Raw genomic sequence first — 22,324 nt, 5'->3', positions numbered from 1 at the left:
ATAAATATCCGTTAAAATCAATTAACGAATTAACACTGCTGTTCCTTTTTTATAAATGGTTTTTCCGGTAATATCCCGGCCTTCAGCCTGAAAAACATAAGTGCCTGCGGGTTGAGGCTCTCCATTAAAAATTCCGCCCCATCCTGCACCAATTGAGGAGGTTTTGTACAACAATTGTCCCCAGCGATTGTACACTGCAAAATAATTCAGTTGTGCAATGCCAACGGGGATGGGTCTTAGCAGATCATTTTTTCCATCTGCATTGGGAGTAAAGGCGGAAGGAATATATAAATCGGGTCCGTTTTGAAAGATCATTACTTTGAGGGAGTCCTCACCAAAGCAAGGGCCATTGCTGCCCCTGACCCTGTACAGGATAGAATCAATGCCATTCTTGAAAAGGGCAATCGGATTGGCAATCCCTGCATCCGATAAACCGGTACTGGGTGTCCATCGATAATTTGTTGCACCGGTTGCGTTCAATTGTAAGGGTTGATTGATGCTGACTGCCGTATCCCTGCCCGCAAATACCAATGGCTTGGGGATTACGGCAATTTGTACAGAGTCTGTAACTGATTTGTTGCAACCCAATGTGTCGCTAACTGTCAGATAGTAGGTTTTACTGCTCGCAGGCGTAACTAATGGGGTAAGTGTATTGGCCTGCATCATATTCAGAGAGGGCGACCAACGGAAATTGCTGCCAACAATTTGCGCATTCAACATGACGGCATTGCCAAAACAGATACTGGTATCTATGCCTGCGTTAACAGAAGGATAAGGAATCGTAACAATTCGAACACTGTCTTTGTCTTCGCATTTGCCCAGATTCGCTGTAACAAAATACTGCGTAGTTCGGGTAGGTTGTAATCCGGGATTTTTCTGATCCGAAACAAATTGACCTGCATCGTTGGTCCATCGGTATTGCAGTGCCTGGCTGTTTACCTGCAATACAATGGAATCGTTTAAACAAATGGTACTATCTGCGGCGGCTCGCACCGTAATAAAGGGTAAAACATTTACTGTGATGGTGTCCTTGCTGATGCATCCATTGTTGTTGATGCTTACGGTGTATTGGGTAGTTGCTTTCGGATATACTACAACGTTGGCGGTATTCGTATTGCTGATATTTTGGTTGGGCTCCCAATTGAAAATACCTGTACTGTTTACATGAATGGGTAAGCTGTCTATGCTGCAGATTAATGTGTCTTTAAAGGGAACCTGTAACAGCGGTTTGTCTGATACGGCAAGATTTCTTGAAGGGGTATCCAAACAACCTTTGGAATCGCCTACAATCAACTGAATATTTTTTACCGATGTGGTGGGATATTGATATTGTGCATTTTTAGTTCTTGCTGTATCTGACAGAACTGTTTCATCTCCAAAATTCCATCGCCAATAGTTCACCACACCATACACAGAGGTACTTAAATCATTGAACGTATAAGGATTTAAAAAACAACTTCCATTAATATTCATAGTCGGTTTAAACCCTGGGAATACCCTTACTTCCACACTGTCTGTGCCAATGCATCCTTTAGGCCCTGTAACGGTTAGTGTTGCTTTATAAACCCCTGTGTCTTTGTAAGTGTGCAAAACAGATCCTGATTGTGGGTGGGTATTGTTGATGGAGTCACCGAAATTCCAGACATAATTGGTAATGCTGGAAGAAGTGGACTCGTTCTCGAATAGTACCGTAAAATTCTCGCATTGAATAATTTTATCCGGCAAATTGGCTTCAATAAAATCACAACCCTGAACGGCCATGATAAAATCCTTTCTGTGTTCATTGAAAGCTTTCCCATTGCGCCATTCCGTAATACAAACATTCACCACATAATTTCCGGGAGCAGGTGCTATACCACTGATGACACCTGTTGCAGGATCAATGCTTACCTTGTCTCCTAAAGGAAGCGTTCCGCTGAATGGAAATTTATACGGCAATGGGCTTTGAGAAAGTGTATTGGGGGGAGTTGCATTTTGGTTGCCACCAGGTGAACTAAATGCTTCACAAAAACTATAGGTTAATGAGTCTCCATCCGGATCAATGGCACCAAAATCGAGATTGAATTTTTTTTGCGAACAAATCAGCGCAGTGTCTTTTACATTGAACTGTGGACTGCTGTTCACGCCTCCCGATAAAGCAATTCTTCCCGGGATTCTGGTAATATAATTACTGCCTACACTAACAGGTTGTGCCAGATTCGTAATAAAATCTACCCTGCAACATCCCAATCTGGATAAAGTATAGCCGATGGCACTATTGGGTAAAGAAATAGTGGCCGAATATTGTGCAACCTGATAACAGGCGCCAACATTGCCTACCAGACAAGGGAAGGCAGCTGTATTCAGCGAAATGGTATTAACATCCGTAATTCTGGGTAAGGGCAAACTGGTAAACAAAATATCACCTTCATAAATACCCACGGTTGCCTGTTCTGCTTCCAGCGTAGGCCCGCCTGAATTGCATTCTCTGAACAATCGCAAAGTGATCACATAAATGCTATTATTAGCTCTGGTTGCATCAGGGCTGACATAGTTGTAATAGAGTTCACCTCCGGCAATATGCCTTGCATAGCTAAGATTGCTGAGCAGCAACAACAATAGCAAGAGCCGGAAAAATTTCATATCAGATAAACAGTTGAATGAATCCGGATAAGTGCCGGTTCATTTCATCGGGTGCTTCAAGCATACCCATATGTCCAACACCCTCCATCACTTTAAGATACGATTTATTGGGTATTGTTGCTTGCTGCTCCAGATCTGTCAAAGGAGCTGCTATATCTTCCGGTCCTGCAATAAACAAAACAGGCTGCCGTAAATATTTTAGTAAATCAGATTGATCCGGCCTTTGCATCATGGCACGGGTATAGGCAATCAGCACTTGCGGATCGAATGCCTTGGTAGCTTCTACCAATTCCTGCACCGACGCAGGATTGGATGAACGAAATGCTTCGCCGAATAAATTCACCATGGTAGTTTTGAATAAAGCATGTCCTCCGTTTTCTCTGATAAATTCCATACTTTTCAAACGAACCGATTTTTTTTCTTCGCTGTCTGCAAAAGCAGTACTATGCACCAATCCCAGTGCTTTTAAATGATTCGGATAATGGCGAGCAAAAGACAGCGCAATATAGCCGCCCATGCTGTGCCCCAAGACAATGGCGGGTGCTAGATCTTCGGCGTGTACTATTTCGTGAATGCATTCGGCCAGGTCTTCCATGCTGAGTTCAGGCAGCCATTCTGCAGCACCCTTAGCAGTAATAACAGATTGACCCGATCCGGGTAAATCCAATACAATCAACTGACAAAATGCAGAAAGCGTTTCAATCTGATTGTTCCAGATACGGCTGTCTTCTCCATATCCATGAACTAAAAAAACGGGTTGTCCCTGTCCAATAATGCGATACTGTAGCGAATAATACGGTGTATTAAGCTGTTTGTTTTTTATGGACATATTTGCGGCGTTTACGCAAAGATATCAGTAGCAGGAATACACTGGCAGTCACCCCGATTTTAAAAATATAATCACCGTGCGCTACATAAAAAGTTTGCTGATTGCTGATGTATATATTTTGCTTTAAAGCGCCGGCCTGGTCCCATCCCAATTCCTGAACAAGGGTGCCGGAGGGATCAATAAATGCGGATACGCCAGTGTTTGCTGAACGGGCTACCCATCTCCGGGTTTCGATGGCTCTTAATTTGGCATACTGCAAATGTTGTTTGTGTCCGTCTGTATTTTCCCACCAGCCATCATTGGTCATAATGGTTAATACATTGGCTCCTCTTTTTACATATTCTGATACATATTCGCCATACACACTTTCATAACAGATAATCGGAGCCGCATTTTGCTGATACATGGGATGTCGGAAAACAACAGGCGTGTCTGAAACACCGTAGCCACCGGTAGACCCGCCGAACTGTTCAAATACCGGTGCCATAAAACGAAGAAAGGAAGGAAGTGTTTCTACACCGGGAACCAGTTTGCTTTTGTTGTAAAAAACAGGTTGTTGCATAGCAACCACGGATTGACTATCTTTTTTTGCCTGTAATTGAATCGCTGCATTGAAGGCGTCGTAATAAATGCCATCTTCTGTTTTGCGTGCAGTGGGTGTTGCCGCGGTGGTGCCGTATCTTTTAAAAGTTTCAATGCCCGATACCAGCTGCAGATTGGGGTATTGTTGCAGCAGTTGAAACACTGGCTGGTAATATGGATTCACCAGTATATTATCCTGCCAGTCTGCCGCACTCATGGCGGTTTCCGGCCAAACCAGTATGCTGGTGTTTGAATCTATTTTGCTTTTACTAATGCTGACTAATTTCTCTATCTGTTGTGCAGTGGTAAGTGATTCAAATTTCTGGTAAGGATCAATATTGGGTTGAACAACCACGATATTTTCTTCCGTGTTTTCCTTGCCATTATCCCATTGTGAGAGATAACTCATCCATCCTACAAATAACCACAGCAGAAAAATAGAAGCACTGAAAATACCCACTTGAACAAGCTTCCTTTTTTGCTGCGCCAAAAGAAACTGAAAAGCCAGGATATTCATAACCCAAATGAGTAAGGAACCCCCTGCTACACCTGTATAGGCATACCATTGAATCATTGACGTAATTGGGCTTAATCCGTTGCCCAGCGTTAGCCAGGGCCAGCTGATGCTCCAGTTTAAATGTACCCATTCAAAGCATAACCAGAAAGCAACCAATCCCAGTAAAGCCTGCGATGGGTTCATTTTTTTTCTCAGTGTAATGTATCCCCACCAGGGCAAACACATTAAGCAGGTATTGATCATAATGGCTGCAACAGCGCCAAAGCCGGTAGAATTCCACAACCACCAGGTAGTGCCGGTATTCCAGATCAATAAACTAATGGCAGGATATCGCAATAACTTAAATGTAGGGGGATGCTGATCCATTACCCAGAGCAAGGGTACCCAGGCAAATAACAATGCAATGGTATATGACCATTCCGGCCAACCCAAAGTGAGCATCAGGCCGGAAAGAATACTTAATCCGATTGCAGAAAAAGCAGATCCCTTTTTCATGAGAGACTGGTTTATTTTCTGCTGTAATTCGGTGCTTCTTTGGTAATATCTACATCGTGTGCATGGCTTTCTTTCATGCCGGCATTGGTAATTTTTACAAAAGTAGCTTTCTGTAAAGAAGGGATGTCTTTGGCACCGCAATAGCCCATACCCGAACGAAGTCCGCCCACATACTGATAAATAATCTCACTTAAATTTCCTTTGTAAGCCACACGTCCTTCAATGCCTTCCGGAACATATTTTTTAATATCGGCTTCCACGTCCTGGAAATAACGGTCGCCGCTTCCCTGGCTCATGGCGCCTAAGCTGCCCATGCCACGGTATTCCTTGAATTTTCTTCCTTCGTAAATAATGGTTTCGCCCGGACTTTCTTCCACACCTGCAAATACACTACCCATCATGACCATATTGGCCCCCGCTGCCAAAGCTTTAACCATATCCCCTGTGTAACGGATACCCCCATCTGCAATTACCGGAATGCCTTTGGCTTTTAAAGCCTTAGTGGCTTCCATAATAGCGGTTAGCTGAGGAACCCCGGCACCGGCTACAATGCGCGTGGTACAAATAGAGCCAGGTCCAATCCCTACTTTCACACAATCTGCTCCTGCTTCAGCCAAAGCTTTTGCACCCGCACCGGTACCTACATTACCTGCAATGATGGGGAGTTTTTTAAAGTTCTTACGCAAAGCTTTCAATGCTTCAATCACACCCTTACTATGACCATGTGCAGAATCCAGTGTAACAATATCTACGCCTACCTGCTGTAAAGCAGCGGCACGATCCATCAAATCTTTGGTAATACCCAAAGCCGCGCCCACTCTCAGTCTTCCGAGATTGTCCTTAACAGCGTTAGGAAAATTTCTGATTTGTAAAATATCTCTGTAAGTAATTAGTCCAATCAGTTTACCCTGTTTATTGGTAACAGGCAATTTCTCAATCTTATACCGACGAAGAATCAGCTCGGCTTTCTTCATATCGGTTCCTTCGGGTGCGGTTACCAAATTTTCTTTGGTCATTACTTCCTTCACCTTTTTCTTGTAATCGGTTTCGAAGCGTAAATCCCGGTTGGTTAAAATGCCCACCAGTTTGTCGGCATTGTCTACCACAGGTATACCACCAATTTTATTCTCTCTCATCAGTTTCAGCGCGTCACCAATGGTTGCATCTACCAGTAAGGTAATTGGATCAATGATCATTCCGCTTTCGCTGCGCTTTACTTTTCTCACCTGTTCCGCCTGCTTTTCAATACTCATGTTTTTGTGCAGGATACCCAAACCACCTTCTCTGGCTAAGGCAATGGCCAGATTGGCTTCTGTAACCGTATCCATGGCTGCAGATAGAATGGGTACATTCAGAATAATGTCCTTGGTTAAATGGGTGCTGATGTTTACTTCACGGGGAAGAATATCGCTGTAAGCGGGCATCAGTAGAACATCATCGAAGGTTAAACCTTCACCAAAAAGACGGGAAGCAGAACTGCTTTTGCGGGATTGATTGAGATTTGTTGCCATAGGCAAAGATAGCAGATGCCCGAAGTTTCTTCCAAAATTATTTCTGTTACCTTCGCACTAGTTCAATCATTTGATCAAAGAAATTCGCGCATTACCGCAATGGAATCCAATACTATTCAACCCCATCATCGCTATTTCACCTTTCAGTTTGGATTGCTTTGTGTCAGCAATTTTTTGTTTTCAGCCAGCTTTAATATGATGATTCCTGAATTGCCGGGGTATTTAACCAAAATAGGCGGAGCGGAATACAAGGGGCTGATCATCGCTTTATTTACGCTGATGGCGGGTATTTCCCGTCCTTTTAGCGGGAAACTGACCGATACCATTGGCAGGGTTCCGGTTATGGTTTTTGGTTCGCTGGTTTGTGTGGTTTGCAGTTTGTTGTATCCGGTACTTACCTCTGTAGCGGGCTTTTTATTGCTGCGCTTTGTGCATGGATTTTCAACCGGGTTCAAGCCCACTGCTACGGCTGCATACGGAGCCGATGTAGTGCATGAATCCAGAAGGGGAGAAGCAATGGGTGCACTGGCCATTGGCTATACCATTGGTGCTTCAGCCGGACCCATGCTGGGCAGTTATCTGGTAAATAATTTTGGCTACAATCCCATGTTTTATGTATCCGCATTTTTAGCACTGGGATCAGTAATCATTTTATACAATGTAAAAGAGACCCTGCCTACTGCCCGTAAATTCAAGTGGAATGATTTGCAGATTCAGCGCAGCGATATTTTTGATGCTTCTGCTTTAAGGCCTGCCATCATAACGCTATTGCTTTGTTTTTCCATTGGAACCATATTAACCATTGCACCCGATTTTAGTGAACACCTTGGGTTGCACAACAAGGGGACATTCTTTGCCTTTTTTACCGTGGCCTCTCTGTTCATCCGTTTTGTTGCAGGTAAAATTTCTGATCAGTATGGCAGGGTTCCGGTTTTAATTGGATCCAGTGCCGCTTTAGTGGTTGCCATGGCCATATTATCCCTTGCGGGATCGGTGCCGGTAATGCTGACAGGGTCCGTTTTATATGGTCTGAGTTGGGGCATCAACAGTCCTGTGATTACTGCCTGGACAGTAGATTTATGCGAACCCGAAAACAGAGGCAAAGCCATTGCTTCCATGTACATTGCCCTGGAAGTAGGTATTGGAACCGGTGCCTTGTTTTCCAGTTGGATTTATCACAACGATGCCAACTATTTTGTATGGGCTTTTGCCACCCCTGCTGTGCTTTCTTTGCTGGCTTGCTTACTCCTGGTTAAATGGAATAATAAGCGGGCATCAGCGTGATTTGATTGCCAGGTAAGACCTGAATAATTTGTTTGGTCTCCAATTCAAAAACAAGGCTGGCCAATCCGCCAAAATCCAGTTGCGTAAAAGCAAGCAATTCATCCTGCGAAAACAATTCCTTTGACTTTAAAAAAGCAATGCAGCTTTTTTCTATTTCTGTTAGTGGTGCCGAAGCAGGCACCCAGTTTAATTGCTGCAACAAATCTTCCGGATTGATATAAATAGAAGCCCGGTTTTCCTGAATGAGTTTATTGCATCCCCTGCTTCGCTGATCGGTAATTCTACCAGGTACTGCAATCACTTCCCGATGGTATTGAGAAGCGAAATCTGCTGTAATGGTGCTGCCCCCTTTTAAAGCAGTTTCTATCACAATTGTTGCATCTGCCATTCCTGCTACCACCCGGTTTCTCTTTGGGAAATTGTATTTCTCCGGAATGGTTTTGCAATGAAACTCAGTTAGCAATCCACCTTGCTGCAACATGGCTCTGGCCAGGTTTTTATTGGGGGGAGGATAGATTTCATCCAATCCATGTGCGAGCACGCCAATGGTTTGCAAACCGTTTTCCAAAGCCAGCTGATGCGCAATGGTATCAATACCCATGGCCAGACCACTGACAATCAGGACTTCTTTGGGCAGTGCTTTCAGAAGCGATTCAATGATATGATACCCATAGGCAGTGGGCATTCTGGTCCCCACAATGCTGATGATTTTAGCTGCATTTACATCGGCGGTTCCTTTGTAATACAAGAGGGTGGGTGCATCCGGACATTCTTTTAGTTTCTGCGGATAATCTGCCTCGGTAATAAAGAGGGGTCTGATCCGGTGTTGCTGAATAAACTGCAACATCTCTGTTGTTTTTTCAGCAGGTTGAAATTGCTTTATTTCCTTTGCCATTTTTTCACCAACACCTCTTACCTCGCAGAGGTCAGCCACTGAGGCACTAAAAATATTTTCAACCGAGGCAAATGTTTCCAACAACAATTTACGGGTAACAGGACCTATGGAAGGAATCAGCGTAAAGGCAATTTTATTGTACAAAGAATCATCCATAAATGCTTTTGCGAAAACTAAAGCATCTGCTATAAAACCATCAGGTAGGAATACCTTATAGTCCGGTTATTTCAACGGAAGTTCTTCTGTTTTTAGCTCTGCCTTCGGGTGTATCATTGCCGGCAATGGGTTTGCTGCTGCCATAGCCTTTGTGCGTGAGTCTTTCAGCTGCAATTCCTTTGGATGCTAAATAATGAACAATCGCCAATGCCCTGTTTTTAGAAAGTAAAATATTGTCAGGTTCTTTGCCGGTATTATCGGTATGTCCGCTTATTTCAACCTGTAAGGAAGGATTCTCATTTAATAGATTCACCAGCTTGTCTAATTCAATGGATGCCGCTGCGGGCAAGTCAAAAGCATTGATGGCAAACTCAATATTTTTAAAAGTGAATACGGCGTGTAATTGAATGGGTTCCAGCGCTATATCCTGAATGTATACACTGTCGGCTTCTTTATTGGCCAGCGAATACTGAGCAGTGTAAGGCAGATAGCCTTTTCTGTTTACGGACAATGTATAGTCTTTGCCAACCGGAAGGGTTACAAAATAACCACCTGTTTCATCGGTCTGAATTTTCATTAATACCACACGATCCTTGTTCTCAATTAACTCTACTAAAGAGGGCAATTTCTTGCCTGTAATTTTATCAGAAACAATTCCTTTCAGGTACAGTGTTCGGATGGGTCTTATTTTTTCCTTCAATGGAAAACGATACAAATCGAGTTCTCCTCTGCTATCGAAACGATCACTGGAATAATAGGCGGTAAGCCCGTCTGCAGAAACAGCCATGCTCCCTTCGTTCTCAATGGTATTAATGGGATAACCCAGGTTCTCGGGAATACTCCATTCTCCATTGTTGTTTTTTCTGGTTACAAATAAATCAGCGCCTCCATAACCCGGCAATCCATCTGAAGTAAAATACAAAGTTTGATTGTCTGCATGAATAAACGGTGCCTGATCGTCTCCGGCTGAGTTTATATGCGGTCCCATATTTTTGGCAGGAGACCACTTTCCATTGGGCAATCTTTCGCTGTAATACAAATCTCTGCTGCCATAGCCCCCAGGCCGGTTGCTGCTGAAATACAAGACTCTTTTGTCGGGGCTTAAACTAGGGGCACTCTCCCAGAATTCAGTATTGATGGAAGGTCCCAGGTTTTCAGGTTCACTCCATCCATCCGGGGTATAGTAAGAAATGTATAAATCAAAATGATCGTAACCACTTTCAGCAAACCTTCCGGTAAACAACATCCATTCTCCATCCTGAGAAACGGTGATGGCACCCTTCTGAGCTTCTTCATTAATGCGGCCTCCAATCGGAACCGATTTTGAAAATTGTTTACCGAGAATGGTGCTTGAATAAAAATCTTCCCGCATGAATTTTCCTCTTCGCGTAAACACCAGCAAACTATCGGTTACCGTAACCGATGGATAATATTCCGAAGAAGCAGAGTTGACACTGTCCCCTAAATTTTCAGGCATGAAAGCATAGCCTGAATCGGCTGCATGTTGCTTTGCATAATCAATGGCAAACTGAAAGGTCTTTTTTCTGTATGCAGCACTTCGGATGCTTCTGTCGTTCAGTTTGGGATTTTGCAGGAACTGGGTAACCGCATTTAATGCTGCTTCAAATTGCCCATCCCCTGCCAGATTAATAGAGTAGGGTAGCAAATAGGGTTGAAAATATACCGTGTCTAATGCCCTGCCCAATTCATAAAATTGCAGAGAGCGTTTGTATTGTTTTAATTCGCCGAAAACACCTGCCAGAGAAAGATAGGCATCTGCAAAATTTTTGTCTGCCTGAATACTTTCTAGCAAAACAGGAACGGCTTCTTTTAATGCGTCTTCCTTTAATAAGTCAATGGCTTTGTTGTACAAGGCCATTGCTTTTTTATTCACCTTATCGGGGTTATAGCTTTGAGCTGTAAGTGTAAAACAGCTGGCAAACAGTAGAAGAAAACAAAACCATTTTTTCATCGGGAACAAGTTCGTAAAAATTCAGGAGTTGCTTTGTTAAATCCATTCTAAATAAAAAACCCGGCACGAGGCCGGGTTCGGTATTGGATTTTAACAACCTTTCCTTAGAAAGTTTTGGTTCCGTTAGGCTGGTAAGTATAACGGAAAGTGTAATAACGTTGTGTACTTAGTTTAACCGCATCAGGTGCAGTAGTAGCAGGAGTAGTACCTCCTTTGTAGTAATTCAGGATTTCTACTTTGGCATATTTGCCGCTTGCAGTTCTGATGACCAACACTCTTCCCGGGATTGGGTTCACCAATTGGTTGATACCATCGTAAGCATACCATGCTCTGTTGCTTCCGGTAGGAATAGCAAAAGCAGAAGGTGCGTTGTCAATTCTGAAAGTAGAATCCGCAGGAATGCTTTTTAAATCATCAAATAAACCAACAAATACAAAAGCACCAGCTCCACCAGGACCACTGTTTCCGCTATTGGTAGCAATGGTGGTTCCTTTGAAAGCTAAATCCCATTTGTTGCTGGCACTATCAGAAGCAGGAACAATTTTATTGGATTCTAAACTAAAGAAAGTATAGCGACCGGCACCATAAGGGAAGCCACCTGTTGGCGGAGCACCAGGGGTAATGCCAATAATAGTATCAGCAGGTAAATCTTTTACGGTAATGGTTGAAACCACATTGGTACTTCCTCCGTTGTCTTCTTTTGAACACGCTGCAAATCCTACTGCAATGCCTAACACTAAAATCATCTTTTTCATCTTGCTCATTATTTAGGGTTTTTATTAAAAAATTGATAAGATACAGTTACATAAAAAGTTCTGCCCGGTAAATTGGGAAGGTTAATTACATCGGTATAGTTGAATAAGTTATCGGTACCAGCCTGAACGCTAAGCCCTTTGTTGAATTCATATCCTGCAGCAGCATTCACTTGCAAATACCCTTTTGCAAATGCATCGTTGCTATTGAAAAGACCATTGCCGTCTGTGTCAGTTGTTGTCCATTTGCTTCTGTAAATCAAACGGGTGTTGGCAAAGAAGGCATTCTTCGTATATAGAATTTTGAAGTTGGCCATATGCTTGCTTCTGTTGGGTAAGCCCACATATTCGCTTCTGTTCATTCTTCTGCTGAAACCATTCTGGTCTCTGGTGAAAACTTTGCCGGCATTAATGGCATCAATCTCTGCCTGATCACCAGTCAATAAAAACTGATAGCCTGCAGTGAAGGAAAGATGCTTATTGACTTTGTGTTGCACATCGGTTTCAATGCCCTGAGTAAAGGCATTTTTTACATTGAGGTAACTGAAAATTTGTGCGCCGCCGGTTCGGTAAGCTACCAGTCTGCTGTCGATTAAGTTTTCAATATTGTTTCTGAAAATATTGGCACTAACCGACCATTTTGCATCCTGAAAATGTACTCCCAGATTAAATCCGGTAGAGAACTCCGGTTTTAAAGTGCTCAATCCGTAAAAAGCAGGTTCCAGACTGCTGATTTGTCCGAGTCTGTTTAACTCGGTAATAATTTTTTGTGCTTCCACAGAGCCGAATACGCTATAGCTTCCGGCAGCTGTGTTGGTAAAATTTAAGTAGAGCTGTCTGAAGTCTGGAGCTTTGAAACCCCTTCCTACACTGGCTTTCACCGAAAGCTTTGAGTTGATTTTATATTGTAAAGCCAGTTTGGGACTGAAGGCCGCGGCAAATAATTCGTTGTGATCGTAACGGGCACCGCCAATCAAAGTCAATTGATCAAGGGCTTTCCATTCTGTTTGCAGATAAGCATATCCAATTCGATTGGTTTTAACACTGCTGCTATTATCGTAGCGGGTACTTCTGGCTGTTTCATGGATATATCCACCCCCCACATTCATTTCCAGACGTTCGTTGAATTGTATATCAGTCTGGTTTTCTGCTCTGCCAAAACTTTGTCTGAATTCATCTACATAAGGTGCGCCGTTATCGGTAATCAAATCCTGAATACTTTTAAAATAAGTGCCGTAAATACGTGTAGTGTTTTTACTTTTTCATTGAACTTATGGGCCAATTGTAAAGTCGTATTCAGGTCGTTATTTTTTTCATAACCAACAGAGTTAATGGAGTTGCCATTATTCGTAACGGTAATATTGTTCTTGATGGTTTCGTTATTTAATCTGAAGGAAACACTTACTTGTGTACGGTCACTGATTCTGTAACCTAGTTGGTGTTGCTGGGTAATTCTTTCAATGGGAGCAATGCTTCTTTCTCTGCTGTTGGGGCGGATACTGAAACCATCAGTGCGATAATAGTTTCCAAAACCCTGGTAATTGATGCGATTGTTTCTGATGCTTCCTTTTAAACCAAAATCAGCAGTATTATAAGTGCCGTATCGGGCAGTTAATCCAAGCGCATTTACTTTTGATTTGTCAGTGATAATATTAATAACACCTGCCATGGCTTCACTACCATACAAACTGGAAGATGGTCCTCTCACAATTTCAATTTGCTTGATATTCCCAACGGTAATTCTTTTTAAATCCAAAACCCCACTCATTCTTCCTATTAAGGGCTCTCCATCAATCAGTATCAATGTATAGTCAGGATTTAAACCCTGCATGCTTACACCGGTTCCAAATCCATTGGTCATGAACAATCCGGTTTGTTCAGAAAGAATATCTGATAAACGAAGTGAGCCAGCCTGCTGAATGGTTTTTTGTGAAATGATCTGAACGGGAACGGCTACATTGGTCAGCTTTCTCTCTGTTTTGGTAGCGGTAAAAACGGTAATGGCATTCTCACCGTTAAGTGTATCTTTTTGTTTAGCTGGAATATTTTGCGCAATCAAAGTTTGTGAAAGGAATCCTGCGCAAAGGGGGAACATTAACCGCTTGATCATACTCACGAATTAGATTGCAAATTTGCATTCGCATTTGTCGTGAATTGTCATGAAACTGTAGAACGAGAAAATGAAAATCGCTTTTTACAAAGCAGTGACAATTAGGGGATATTCAAATATTTATGCACTTGTAAACTCAAACGCCACTTGGGATTTTCTTTGATATAGTCCAGGATCAGGGGCGTCATTTCACTGGCTTTTTCCCATTCAGGTTGCAGAAACAATTGACAGGTATCAGGTACCTGTGCAGCATATTCTTCTGCCCATTTAAAATCGTGTTTATTAAAAACAACCACTTTTAGTTCGTTGGCCTTTTCAACCACTTCCGGTAATGGCGCTTTGAATTTTTTGGGGGATAAACAGATCCAGTCCCAATGACCACTCAACGGAGAAGAACCCGAGGTTTCCATATTGGTTTCAAACCCTGCGGCATGCAATGTTTCCGTTAAAATATCCAGCTTGTGCAATAAGGGTTCTCCACCAGTAATTACGGCGAGCCTTCCGGGATAGCTACTTGCTTTGGCTACAATTTCATCCACAGATACAACCGGATGTTTGCTGGCATCCCAGCTATCTTTTACATCGCACCAAACACAGCCCACATCGCATCCGCCCAGTCTGATAAAATAGGCAGCGCGTCCCTGATGGGCGCCCTCTCCCTGCAATGTGTAGAAGGCTTCCATAACCGGCAATGATGATCCCTCTGGCAACTGCATTATCCTCTGTTGTTTAAGTATGCCTGTAATGTATTTTTCAGTAATCCTGCAATGGTCATTAAACCCACGCCGCCCGGAACCGGAGTAATGGCACTGGCCACAGCTGCAACAGAATCGTAGTGTACATCCCCTTTAATTCTGAATCCTTTCTTGGCTGTTGCATCCGCAACACGGGTAATGCCCACATCAATAATAACGGCACCTGGTTTTACCATATCAGGCGTAACAAACTCTGGTTTTCCTAAAGCGGCCACCAGTATATCGGCTTGCTGACAAATTTCTTTCAGGTTGGGTGTATGAGAATGACAAAGGGTTACCGTACAGTTTCCCTGCGGAATATTACTACTTAATAGTATGCTCATGGGTCTGCCCACAATATTGCTGCGACCAATCACCACCGCGTGTTTTCCTTTGGTAGGAATGTTAAAATGTTTCAGCATTAATAAGATACCGTAAGGAGTAGCGGGAATAAAAGTAGGAAGCCCTTGTACCAAACGACCGATATTGCTGGGATGAAAACCATCCACATCCTTTCGGGGATCAATGGTTTCTATCACTTTTTCTTCACTGATATGTTTAGGCAAGGGAAGTTGAACCAATATGCCGTCAATATCCGGGTTCTGGTTCAGCGATTCTATGGTTTCTAATAAGATAGATTCGGTAGTGTCTTCCGGCAGGCGGATCAGGGTTGACTCAAAACCAGTTTCATCACAGTTTTTGACCTTGCTGGCCACATAGGTTTCGCTGGCGCCGTTATTACCTACTAGAATGGCCGCCAGGTGAGGGGCGGGAAGGCCTTTTTCACGTAATTCAGCGGTTTTTACTTTCAGATCTTCTTTTACTGCTGCTGAAGCCAGCTTGCCATCTAATACTAACATGGCGCAAAATTACCGATTTTAAGGAGGAACGGTTAAAAAAATGCAACAGCGATTAAAATTCAGTAATATTAAGAAAAAGTCAATTTATATAGACGGTAGTGTTAAAAATTGATTTATATTAGCGGTATTGTTAAAAATTTTAACAATTTTTCTAAATCAAAAATCTAACACATGAGAAAAAGTCTGACACTGTTGGCGGCTTCGTTGCTATTTAGCATAGCAACATTCGCTCAAACAGTTCTTGTGCAGGGGCAGGTGACCGACGACCGAGGTCCAGTGCCTAACGCAACCGTGCAGGAAAAAGGCACAAAAAACATCACTCGTGCCGATGAGCTGGGAAAATTCAGCTTTAAAGTGAAGCAGGGAGCAATTGTTGTGGTAACAGCTGTAGGGCATACGCCTTTTGAGTTTGCAGCAACAACCGGATTCCAAAATGTTAAAATAGCTACTGTAGCTGGCGAACTGGAAGAGGTATTTGTTACCAGTGCTTTCGGTGTAAAAAAGTCTCAGAGAACAACTCCTTTCAGTTCTCAAGTAATTAACTCAGAACAACTGAACGTAATCCGTCAGCCGAACCTGAACAACGCATTGGCAGGTAAAGTTGCGGGTGTGCAGTTCAGAGGTCAGTCTTCAGCCAAGCTGAACGATCAGGGTTTCCTTCGTATCAGAGGGGGTGGATCATTAACCGATGGCGATGGAGCTATCTATGTGGTTGATGGTACCATTACCAGCTCATTCGATATCAACCCTGACGACATTGAAGACCTTACTGTACTAAAAGGTGCTAACGCTACTGCTTTGTTTGGTAGCCGTGCCGGTAACGGTGCTATTGTTGTTACTACTAAGAAAGGTAGAAAAGGCAAGGGCATTGGTGTAGAGGTAAATCAGTCTACCATGTTCGACAAAGCTGCTTTCATGCCAAGATACCAGAATGAGTATGGTGGTGGTGACGGTGGTTGGTTAACTTTTACCTATAACCCAACCATGCCAGCAGAATGGCAGGCATTAAACGGTAAGCGTTACCGCGATTTTACTGATGATGCTTCTTGGGGACCCAAAATTGACGGATCTGAATATATTCCTTGGTATGCTTTTATTCCAGGACATTCCAGATCTGGTAAAACGGCAAGCTTTACTCCTCAGCCAAACAATGCCAGAGATTTCTGGAATACTGGGGTAACTTCTAATACCAACGTTAGTTTCTCACAAAATAATGGTGCTGGTCAAAGTTTAAGAGTATCTTATACCAACCAGAACATTAAAGGTATGTTGCCTAATTCAAAGAGTCAGAGACATACTTTGAATACCAATTTCTCTATGGATTTGGGTAGCTTCTTAACTATCGGAGCTAACCTTACTTATACCAATCAGTTGATCTCTGGTGATTTCAACGACGGATACTCTAACAACTCTTCTGGTAACTTTAGCCAGTGGTTCCACAGAGATCTGGACATCAATATCCTGAAAGAACTTGCTGATATCAGAACTCCAATCGGAACCATTCCTTCCTGGAACTTCCGTAGAAACCCGGGTTCTTGGAGTGCAGCAGCACCACAGAACAGTGTATGGGCAGGTAACTACTGGTACAATCCATTTACTTACTTTAACAATATTCAGCGTGATCAGCGCAGAGACCGTCTATACGGAGATATCAATATGACTGTTAAGTTCTCTAAGAACTTAAAGTTCAAGGGTAGCATCCGTAAGGATCAGTTCAGTAGAAATCTAGAGAATATTGATCCTAATATTCTACAGACTTCTGGCGGACAAACTGGTTTGTTGGCTTCTTATGCTACGCACAATCGCATTAACAGTGAGTGGAACTTTGAAGGTATTTTGTCTTACAACAATACATTCGGAGATTTCGTAGTAGCTGCTAACGTGGGTGCTAACCGTTTGAATATTCGTCAGAGAGAAGTAGCAATGAATACCAATAATGGTTTGAACGTACCAGGTTTGTATGCTATCAGCAACTCTAAAACTGTACCTACAATTACGAATACAAGATCAGATCAGCAGGCGAATTCCTTGTTTGCTTTTGGTGACGTAGAATACAAGAAGTTCCTAAGCTTAACATGGGCAGTTCGTAACGACTGGTTCTCTACCTTACCAGCAGGTAACAACTCCTTGTTGTCTCCTTCAGTGGGTGGTGCTTTCGTATTCTCTGAGTTCACAAAATCTGCTTTGCCTTGGTTAAACTTTGGTAAAGTATTTGGATCTTGGGGTAAGAAGCCTAAGGCTTTAAATCCTTATGCTTTAAACCTGAACTACTCTGTTAACCCATTGTTATGGGGTACCAACTTCTTAATGAGTACACCGAATGGTTCTCCTGATGCAAACCTACGTGGCGCATTAACAACCACTTGGGAAGCAGGTATCGACTTGCGTTTTGCAAAAAACAAAGTTCGTTTGAATGCTACTTACTATAACGAGAACAACAAGAACGAACCTCTAGCGGTTTCTGTTTCTGGTGTTTCTGGTTTCACTTCTCAAACCATCAATGCTGCCTGGATTAGCCGTCAGGGTATTGAATTGGAATTGGGTGTAGACATCATGAAGAAGAAAGACTTCAACTGGACTGTGAATACAACAGCTGCTTACTTACTAGATAATAAAGTAAGAGCATTGGCTCCAGGTTTAACCAGTTATACTTTAGCAGGTGGTTCTTTCGGAACTCGTTTTGCCCGTGCTTTCCACTTTGTGGGTCAGCAGTGGGGTATGTTAAGAGGTGGTGGTATCAAGCGTAATGCAGATGGCCAACCATTGATTACTACCAACGGATTCAGCGGTGGATTAGGCTGGTACCAGGCTGATGCAACCAAAGACTGGGGTTCTGTTGTTCCTAAGTTTACCGGAGGTTTACAAAACTTCTTCAGCTACAAGAACTTCAACTTAGGTTTAACATTTGACTATCAGCTTGGCGGACGTTTCTTCTCTCTATCTGAGCAGTGGGGAACTTTCTCTGGCTTGATGGAGCAAACAGCTGGCTTGAACGACAAGGGTAACCCAATCCGCGATGCAGTTTCTGCAGGTGGTGGTGTACGTGTTACCGGTGTTGATGCAAGAGACGGAAGAACTCCTGTAGACATCTATGTAGATGCTTACGATTACTTCCACCAGTTCTACTATCAGCAAATTGCTGAGCCATTTGTACACAAATTGTCTTATGCAAAATTGCGCGAGCTTAGCTTAGGCTATTCAATTCCAACCAACAAACTAGGGAAGTTTGGTAAATCTATCCAGGGTGCTTCAGTTTCTTTAACTGCTCGTAACCTATTCTTCATCTACAGAGACTCTAAGAACTTTGATCCTTCTGAAATCAGTGGTGTTCAAGGGGAAGATGGTCAGATGCCAGGTGCAAGAACCATTGGATTTAACGTTAAGGTATCATTCTAAAACCCTAAAACAATTATCATGAAAAGTATGAATATAAAAAAAGCAGTGCTGTCGTTAGGGGTTTGTGCCACTTTAGTGGTGGGTTGTAGCAAGGGAATTAGTGATTTCGGCGATATCAACCGTAATCCGAACGCAACAACCATTCCTATTACTTCAGCATTATTGACCAACGTACAGTCCCTTATTGGCGGTAACGTTTGGGGCAATGCCATCAACACTACTGCAGGCTTGTATGCGCAGTATATGTCTGAAACCCAGTACACCGATATTTCCCGTTACGCAGCTCCAACCCAGAACTGGGATGATTTCTACGCGGGTGCGATGTACGATTTACAGAACATTATCAACACCAATAGCGATCCTTCTACAGCAGGAGCAGCTGCAGAATTCGGAGCCAATGCCAATCAAATTGCCATTGCCCGTATTTTAAAAGCTTACTACTTCTCTGTATTAACAGATGCTTACGGTGATATCCCTTACTCTCAGGCTTTAAAAGGCAATGGTACCATTCCTTACGATAAGCAAGAGACCATTTACCCTGCATTGATTGCAGAATTAAAAGCGGCTAATGCACAGTTTACTACGGGTGCTGCTGTTCAGGGTGATATCATGTATGCTGGTAACACAACCAAGTGGAAAAAATTTGCCAACTCTTTGATTGCTGTGCTTTCATTGCGTATGTCAAAAGCCAATCCAACTTTGGGTAAAGCAGAATTTGCTGCTGCTGTTGCTGCTGGTGTAATTGATGCAAACGCAGACAATGCAACTATTGCTTATCCAGGTGGTAACTACAATAATCCTGTATACCAGTATTATGTAATTACCCAGCGTTTTGACTATGCAGTAAGCTCTACTATAACCAATAAATTGACAACTTTGGGTGATCCTCGTATTGATAAATACGGTAACAACACCAAAGGTTTCCCTTATGGTTTAACCAGAGCTGATGCATTAGCTTGGCAAACAAACAACCCAAGTTTTGCTTTCGTTTTAGGTTACACAGCTACTCCGCAAACCATGCCTTTGAGCTTGATTTCTGCAGGACAAATGTTCCTTGCAAGAGCGGAAGCTGCTAAATTGGGCTGGACTTCTGAAGTTGCTGCAACCATGTATAACAATGGTATCACTGCAGAAATGAACAGATGGGGAATCACCAACGCAACTGCTATCACTAACTACCTTGCACAGCCTTCTGTAGCATTGGATGGTTCTGCAGCAGATAACGCTAAAATTGGTGAGCAGCGCTGGTTAGCACACTATCCCGATGGTTTACAAGGATGGTCTGAGTGGAGAAGAACAGGATATCCTGCTTTAACTCCTGCTCCAGGTGCTGGTAAAGCAATTCCTAGAAGAATTCCTTACGGACCAAACGAACCTCTATATAACCCAACCAACTATGCAGCTGCTGCAGCGTTGTTCAACAGCAACTCTCAGGATGCTAAAGTATGGTGGGATAAATAAGAACTAGTTTTTCATTCTCAGTTTTTAATTCTCATGGGGGCCTGTATTCTTACAGGCCCTATTTTTGTGCCCTAATCAATACCAACAAAATGGAACAGCAACCCAATAACCAGTTGAACATAGAAATTACAGAAGAAGTAGCAGAGGGGGCTTATGCAAACTTGGCTATCATTACCCATAGCAATGCGGAATTTGTGATTGACTTTGTGAATGTAATGCCGGGGACGCCCAAGAGTAAAGTGAAGTCGCGTATTATTTTTACGCCGATGCATGCCAAGCGGTTTATGAAGGCGCTGGAAGAAAACATCCATCGCTTTGAAGCTGCCAATGGCCCTATTCAGGATCTGGAGCAGATTGAAATTCCCATGAACTTCGGCGGTCCTACTGCGCAGGCTTAATCTTGCTGCAAATGAATGTAAAGTGTCTTAAAAAACTTTGCTCACTCGCGGCCTTTTTATAAAGAATTGTATGGGTAGTTCTTCAAAAAATCACTTCGTTCGCTGACCTGAATTGCTTCATTAATAATTATTAATGCATTTTTATTTAACGTTTCAGCAATTCAGAAATGCTCACTTCGTAATTTTTTTGAAGAACTTTTCATTTCTTAAAAGAAATGCTCGTTCGCAAATTTTGTAAGACGCTTTTTATTTTCCTTTCTAAAGAAGAATAGAAGCCTGCGCAGTTTACTGCTTAGCTTTCATGGGTATTTCAATTCCTGCTTCATAATATTATTAGTGCCAATGGCAGCTGGGCGCTTTGTGCGTGGGAGGAATATATACATTATAAATGGGCTGAACGGCCCATTTTTTCTTTTGGGATTTTCGGGATTTTAGCTGCACCATTAAAGTGCTAAAATCTTGAAAAAAATTCCAATGATTTATTTACTGAGAACACAAACTACTCTGCGAAAAATTTCCCTTGTTGTCTGTTTTCTAATGTTGCAAATCCTGGTGAGGAGTCAGGGTAGTCGTATTGATTTGCCCGACAATGTAGGGGTGATTTCGTTGGTAGGTAACGACAGATACCTGATTACTGATGACGAGGAATATTTTTTACTCGAGCGGATGAACAATCCAAGTGTGCTTTTTGAAATTAAAACCGGCAAGCTGAAGGCAGTAGGAGCAGAAGCCTACCGATTGTATGCGGAACATACCAACAAGTATCCTATTCCCAACTATACCGTTAATGAGAGCGGGAATGAGTTCTCTTTGTACGAGGGAAGCAAAAAATTGTACTCCATCAAAAAGGATCCTTACAAGAATGAAGTGAAGCCATTAAAAAAAACAGGCATTGTAATGGAACTCCTGAAGAAAAAAGACCAATTGGTTTTTGTACATCCGGACGGCAGAAGGGTAGAGCTGGTTGATCATTACAGCAATATGGAAAAGAAAGATCCCAAAAGGAATATTCACCACCGAACTGTTTTCGCCAATCTTGATATTGGGTATTGTTTTATTACAAAGGATTTGCAATATGTGTTTGACAGAGATGGAAGAGTCATCAATCTGCAAACCGGAGAAGCCTTCAAAATGGATCATAATGCAAGACATGCCAAAGGGTATGTATACGGAAGTTATGATCCCGAAACTACTATACTGAAAATAGACGATGGGGGGAGTATAAAAGCCTATCATTTGCGCACCCAGCACTATCTGGGAAGAATCAGCTACAGTCATTATTTAGACGGTCAATTTATATTTCCTGTTAGTATTCCTTTGTTAAGTTCCAATAGTCAATTATGCGTAGTGGGGTTGGGTTACAGTGAAGCCCAGGTGTATTTAATAACCGACAACAAAGTAGTGCATGCCTTTACGAATCCCAATGTGATTTCAGAAAAAAACGATTATGCAATGTGGCAACAAAAGCGGGAGGAAGAAAATAGAGAAAGACTTAAGAAGGAAGAAGCCGTAAGACAATGGAACAGAGATCACCTGGTTTCCAGGGGAACTCTTACAAAATGCAATGACTGTAATGGTACAGGTATGCTGGGGAGAACGGCTAAAACCACGGCCAATCAGATGAATGTATATGAGAAAAGAGGCGACAACTATTATTTCCGCGGTACTTCACATGATACCTGGCCCATTATCTGCGGCAGCTGTTTCGGGAGAGGTTCCTCAATAAAAAAATAAGCAATAAAAAATAATC

Annotated in this window: 16 protein-coding genes; 5 read left to right on the top strand and 11 right to left on the bottom strand. The window is 42.6% G+C overall.

The features are described 5' to 3' along the window. Positions 1 to 21: 21 nt before the first annotated feature. The 4 genes from F777_RS0113835 to guaB are packed head-to-tail and all read right to left on the bottom strand — an operon-like array spanning position 22 to position 6,556. A complete protein-coding gene (locus F777_RS0113835) occupies positions 22 to 2,622 on the bottom strand; it encodes a T9SS C-terminal target domain-containing protein (RefSeq protein WP_037369533.1) in 2,601 nt (866 codons plus the stop codon). A gap of 1 nt (position 2,623) precedes the next feature. Beyond that, complete coding sequence (locus tag F777_RS0113830; RefSeq protein WP_026752561.1) at positions 2,624 to 3,451, bottom strand: alpha/beta fold hydrolase; 828 nt, start codon at positions 3,449 to 3,451, stop codon at positions 2,624 to 2,626. Continuing rightward, positions 3,426 to 5,045 (bottom strand): apolipoprotein N-acyltransferase, encoded by a 1,620-nt coding sequence (gene lnt / locus F777_RS0113825; RefSeq protein WP_026752560.1) that lies wholly within the window; start codon positions 5,043 to 5,045, stop codon positions 3,426 to 3,428. The genes F777_RS0113830 and lnt overlap by 26 nt, the downstream gene beginning before the upstream one ends. Before the next feature lie 11 nt (positions 5,046 to 5,056). Beyond that, a complete protein-coding gene (gene guaB / locus F777_RS0113820) occupies positions 5,057 to 6,556 on the bottom strand; it encodes an IMP dehydrogenase (protein WP_026752559.1) in 1,500 nt (499 codons plus the stop codon). A 15-nt stretch (positions 6,557 to 6,571) separates the two neighbouring features. Here guaB and F777_RS0113815 point away from each other — a divergent pair, with 15 nt between their 5' ends. Beyond that, on the top strand, positions 6,572 to 7,840 hold the full coding sequence (locus F777_RS0113815) for an MFS transporter (protein WP_235785957.1): 1,269 nt from the start codon (positions 6,572 to 6,574) through the stop codon (positions 7,838 to 7,840). On the opposite strand, the gene dprA is transcribed toward F777_RS0113815, so the two are convergent. From dprA to F777_RS0113780, 7 genes are all read right to left on the bottom strand, one after another. Beyond that, positions 7,809 to 8,891 (bottom strand): DNA-processing protein DprA, encoded by a 1,083-nt coding sequence (gene dprA / locus F777_RS0113810; RefSeq protein WP_026752557.1) that lies wholly within the window; start codon positions 8,889 to 8,891, stop codon positions 7,809 to 7,811. The genes F777_RS0113815 and dprA overlap by 32 nt on opposite strands. A 55-nt stretch (positions 8,892 to 8,946) precedes the next feature. After that, positions 8,947 to 10,863: an OmpA family protein gene (locus F777_RS0113805; RefSeq protein ID WP_026752556.1), complete on the bottom strand. Its 1,917-nt coding sequence runs from the start codon at positions 10,861 to 10,863 to the stop codon at positions 8,947 to 8,949. A gap of 104 nt (positions 10,864 to 10,967) precedes the next feature. Further along, on the bottom strand, positions 10,968 to 11,627 hold the full coding sequence (locus tag F777_RS0113800; RefSeq protein WP_051408630.1) for an HmuY family protein: 660 nt from the start codon (positions 11,625 to 11,627) through the stop codon (positions 10,968 to 10,970). Next, the gene (locus F777_RS0113795; protein WP_026752554.1) at positions 11,627 to 12,823 is read right to left on the bottom strand and encodes a TonB-dependent receptor plug domain-containing protein; all 1,197 of its coding nucleotides are present in this window, start codon (positions 12,821 to 12,823) and stop codon (positions 11,627 to 11,629) included. The genes F777_RS0113800 and F777_RS0113795 overlap by 1 nt, the downstream gene beginning before the upstream one ends. Next, complete coding sequence (locus tag F777_RS0113790) at positions 12,820 to 13,725, bottom strand: TonB-dependent receptor plug domain-containing protein (RefSeq protein WP_026752553.1); 906 nt, start codon at positions 13,723 to 13,725, stop codon at positions 12,820 to 12,822. Before F777_RS0113790 ends, F777_RS0113795 begins: the two co-directional genes overlap by 4 nt. A gap of 101 nt (positions 13,726 to 13,826) precedes the next feature. After that, entirely contained in the window at positions 13,827 to 14,441 is a 615-nt protein-coding gene (locus F777_RS0113785) for a 7-carboxy-7-deazaguanine synthase QueE (protein WP_026752552.1), read from the bottom strand. Further along, a complete protein-coding gene (locus F777_RS0113780) occupies positions 14,441 to 15,319 on the bottom strand; it encodes a bifunctional 5,10-methylenetetrahydrofolate dehydrogenase/5,10-methenyltetrahydrofolate cyclohydrolase (RefSeq protein ID WP_026752551.1) in 879 nt (292 codons plus the stop codon). The genes F777_RS0113785 and F777_RS0113780 overlap by 1 nt, the downstream gene beginning before the upstream one ends. Before the next feature lie 171 nt (positions 15,320 to 15,490). Between F777_RS0113780 and F777_RS0113775 the strand changes: the two genes are divergently transcribed. The 4 genes from F777_RS0113775 to F777_RS0113760 all read left to right on the top strand — a co-directional run bounded on the left by F777_RS0113775 (position 15,491) and on the right by F777_RS0113760 (position 22,308). After that, on the top strand, positions 15,491 to 18,715 hold the full coding sequence (locus F777_RS0113775) for a SusC/RagA family TonB-linked outer membrane protein (protein ID WP_026752550.1): 3,225 nt from the start codon (positions 15,491 to 15,493) through the stop codon (positions 18,713 to 18,715). 18 nt (positions 18,716 to 18,733) lie between these two features. Next, a complete protein-coding gene (locus F777_RS0113770) occupies positions 18,734 to 20,176 on the top strand; it encodes a SusD/RagB family nutrient-binding outer membrane lipoprotein (protein WP_051408629.1) in 1,443 nt (480 codons plus the stop codon). Between the two features lie 89 nt (positions 20,177 to 20,265). After that, the gene (locus tag F777_RS0113765; RefSeq protein WP_026752548.1) at positions 20,266 to 20,574 is read left to right on the top strand and encodes a DUF3467 domain-containing protein; all 309 of its coding nucleotides are present in this window, start codon (positions 20,266 to 20,268) and stop codon (positions 20,572 to 20,574) included. Positions 20,575 to 21,048: 474 nt separating this feature from the next. Then, positions 21,049 to 22,308, top strand: coding sequence for a hypothetical protein (locus F777_RS0113760; RefSeq protein ID WP_152530931.1), 1,260 nt, complete (start codon positions 21,049 to 21,051; stop codon positions 22,306 to 22,308). Positions 22,309 to 22,324: the final 16 nt, after the last annotated feature.

This window comes from Sediminibacterium sp. C3 (genome assembly GCF_000508085.1).
GTDB lineage: Bacteria > Bacteroidota > Bacteroidia > Chitinophagales > Chitinophagaceae > Sediminibacterium.
Note: the sequence above shows the minus strand (reverse complement) of the source record. Positions and strands in the feature narration are given on the sequence as shown.

What these genes read in the sequence shown, in the direction of transcription:
- dprA (WP_026752557.1), bottom strand. Translation starts at nt 8,891, where the DNA reads ATGGATGATTCTTTGTACAATAAAATTGCCTTTACGCTGATTCCTTCC.
- F777_RS0113775 (WP_026752550.1), top strand. Translation starts at nt 15,491, where the DNA reads ATGAGAAAAAGTCTGACACTGTTGGCGGCTTCGTTGCTATTTAGCATA.
- F777_RS0113800 (WP_051408630.1), bottom strand. Translation starts at nt 11,627, where the DNA reads ATGAGCAAGATGAAAAAGATGATTTTAGTGTTAGGCATTGCAGTAGGA.
- lnt (WP_026752560.1), bottom strand. Translation starts at nt 5,045, where the DNA reads ATGAAAAAGGGATCTGCTTTTTCTGCAATCGGATTAAGTATTCTTTCC.
- F777_RS0113785 (WP_026752552.1), bottom strand. Translation starts at nt 14,441, where the DNA reads ATGCAGTTGCCAGAGGGATCATCATTGCCGGTTATGGAAGCCTTCTAC.
- F777_RS0113835 (WP_037369533.1), bottom strand. Translation starts at nt 2,622, where the DNA reads ATGAAATTTTTCCGGCTCTTGCTATTGTTGTTGCTGCTCAGCAATCTT.
- F777_RS0113770 (WP_051408629.1), top strand. Translation starts at nt 18,734, where the DNA reads ATGAAAAGTATGAATATAAAAAAAGCAGTGCTGTCGTTAGGGGTTTGT.
- F777_RS0113830 (WP_026752561.1), bottom strand. Translation starts at nt 3,451, where the DNA reads ATGTCCATAAAAAACAAACAGCTTAATACACCGTATTATTCGCTACAG.
- F777_RS0113780 (WP_026752551.1), bottom strand. Translation starts at nt 15,319, where the DNA reads ATGTTAGTATTAGATGGCAAGCTGGCTTCAGCAGCAGTAAAAGAAGAT.
- guaB (WP_026752559.1), bottom strand. Translation starts at nt 6,556, where the DNA reads ATGGCAACAAATCTCAATCAATCCCGCAAAAGCAGTTCTGCTTCCCGT.
- F777_RS0113805 (WP_026752556.1), bottom strand. Translation starts at nt 10,863, where the DNA reads ATGAAAAAATGGTTTTGTTTTCTTCTACTGTTTGCCAGCTGTTTTACA.
- F777_RS0113815 (WP_235785957.1), top strand. Translation starts at nt 6,572, where the DNA reads ATGCCCGAAGTTTCTTCCAAAATTATTTCTGTTACCTTCGCACTAGTT.
- F777_RS0113765 (WP_026752548.1), top strand. Translation starts at nt 20,266, where the DNA reads ATGGAACAGCAACCCAATAACCAGTTGAACATAGAAATTACAGAAGAA.
- F777_RS0113790 (WP_026752553.1), bottom strand. Translation starts at nt 13,725, where the DNA reads ATGATCAAGCGGTTAATGTTCCCCCTTTGCGCAGGATTCCTTTCACAA.
- F777_RS0113760 (WP_152530931.1), top strand. Translation starts at nt 21,049, where the DNA reads ATGATTTATTTACTGAGAACACAAACTACTCTGCGAAAAATTTCCCTT.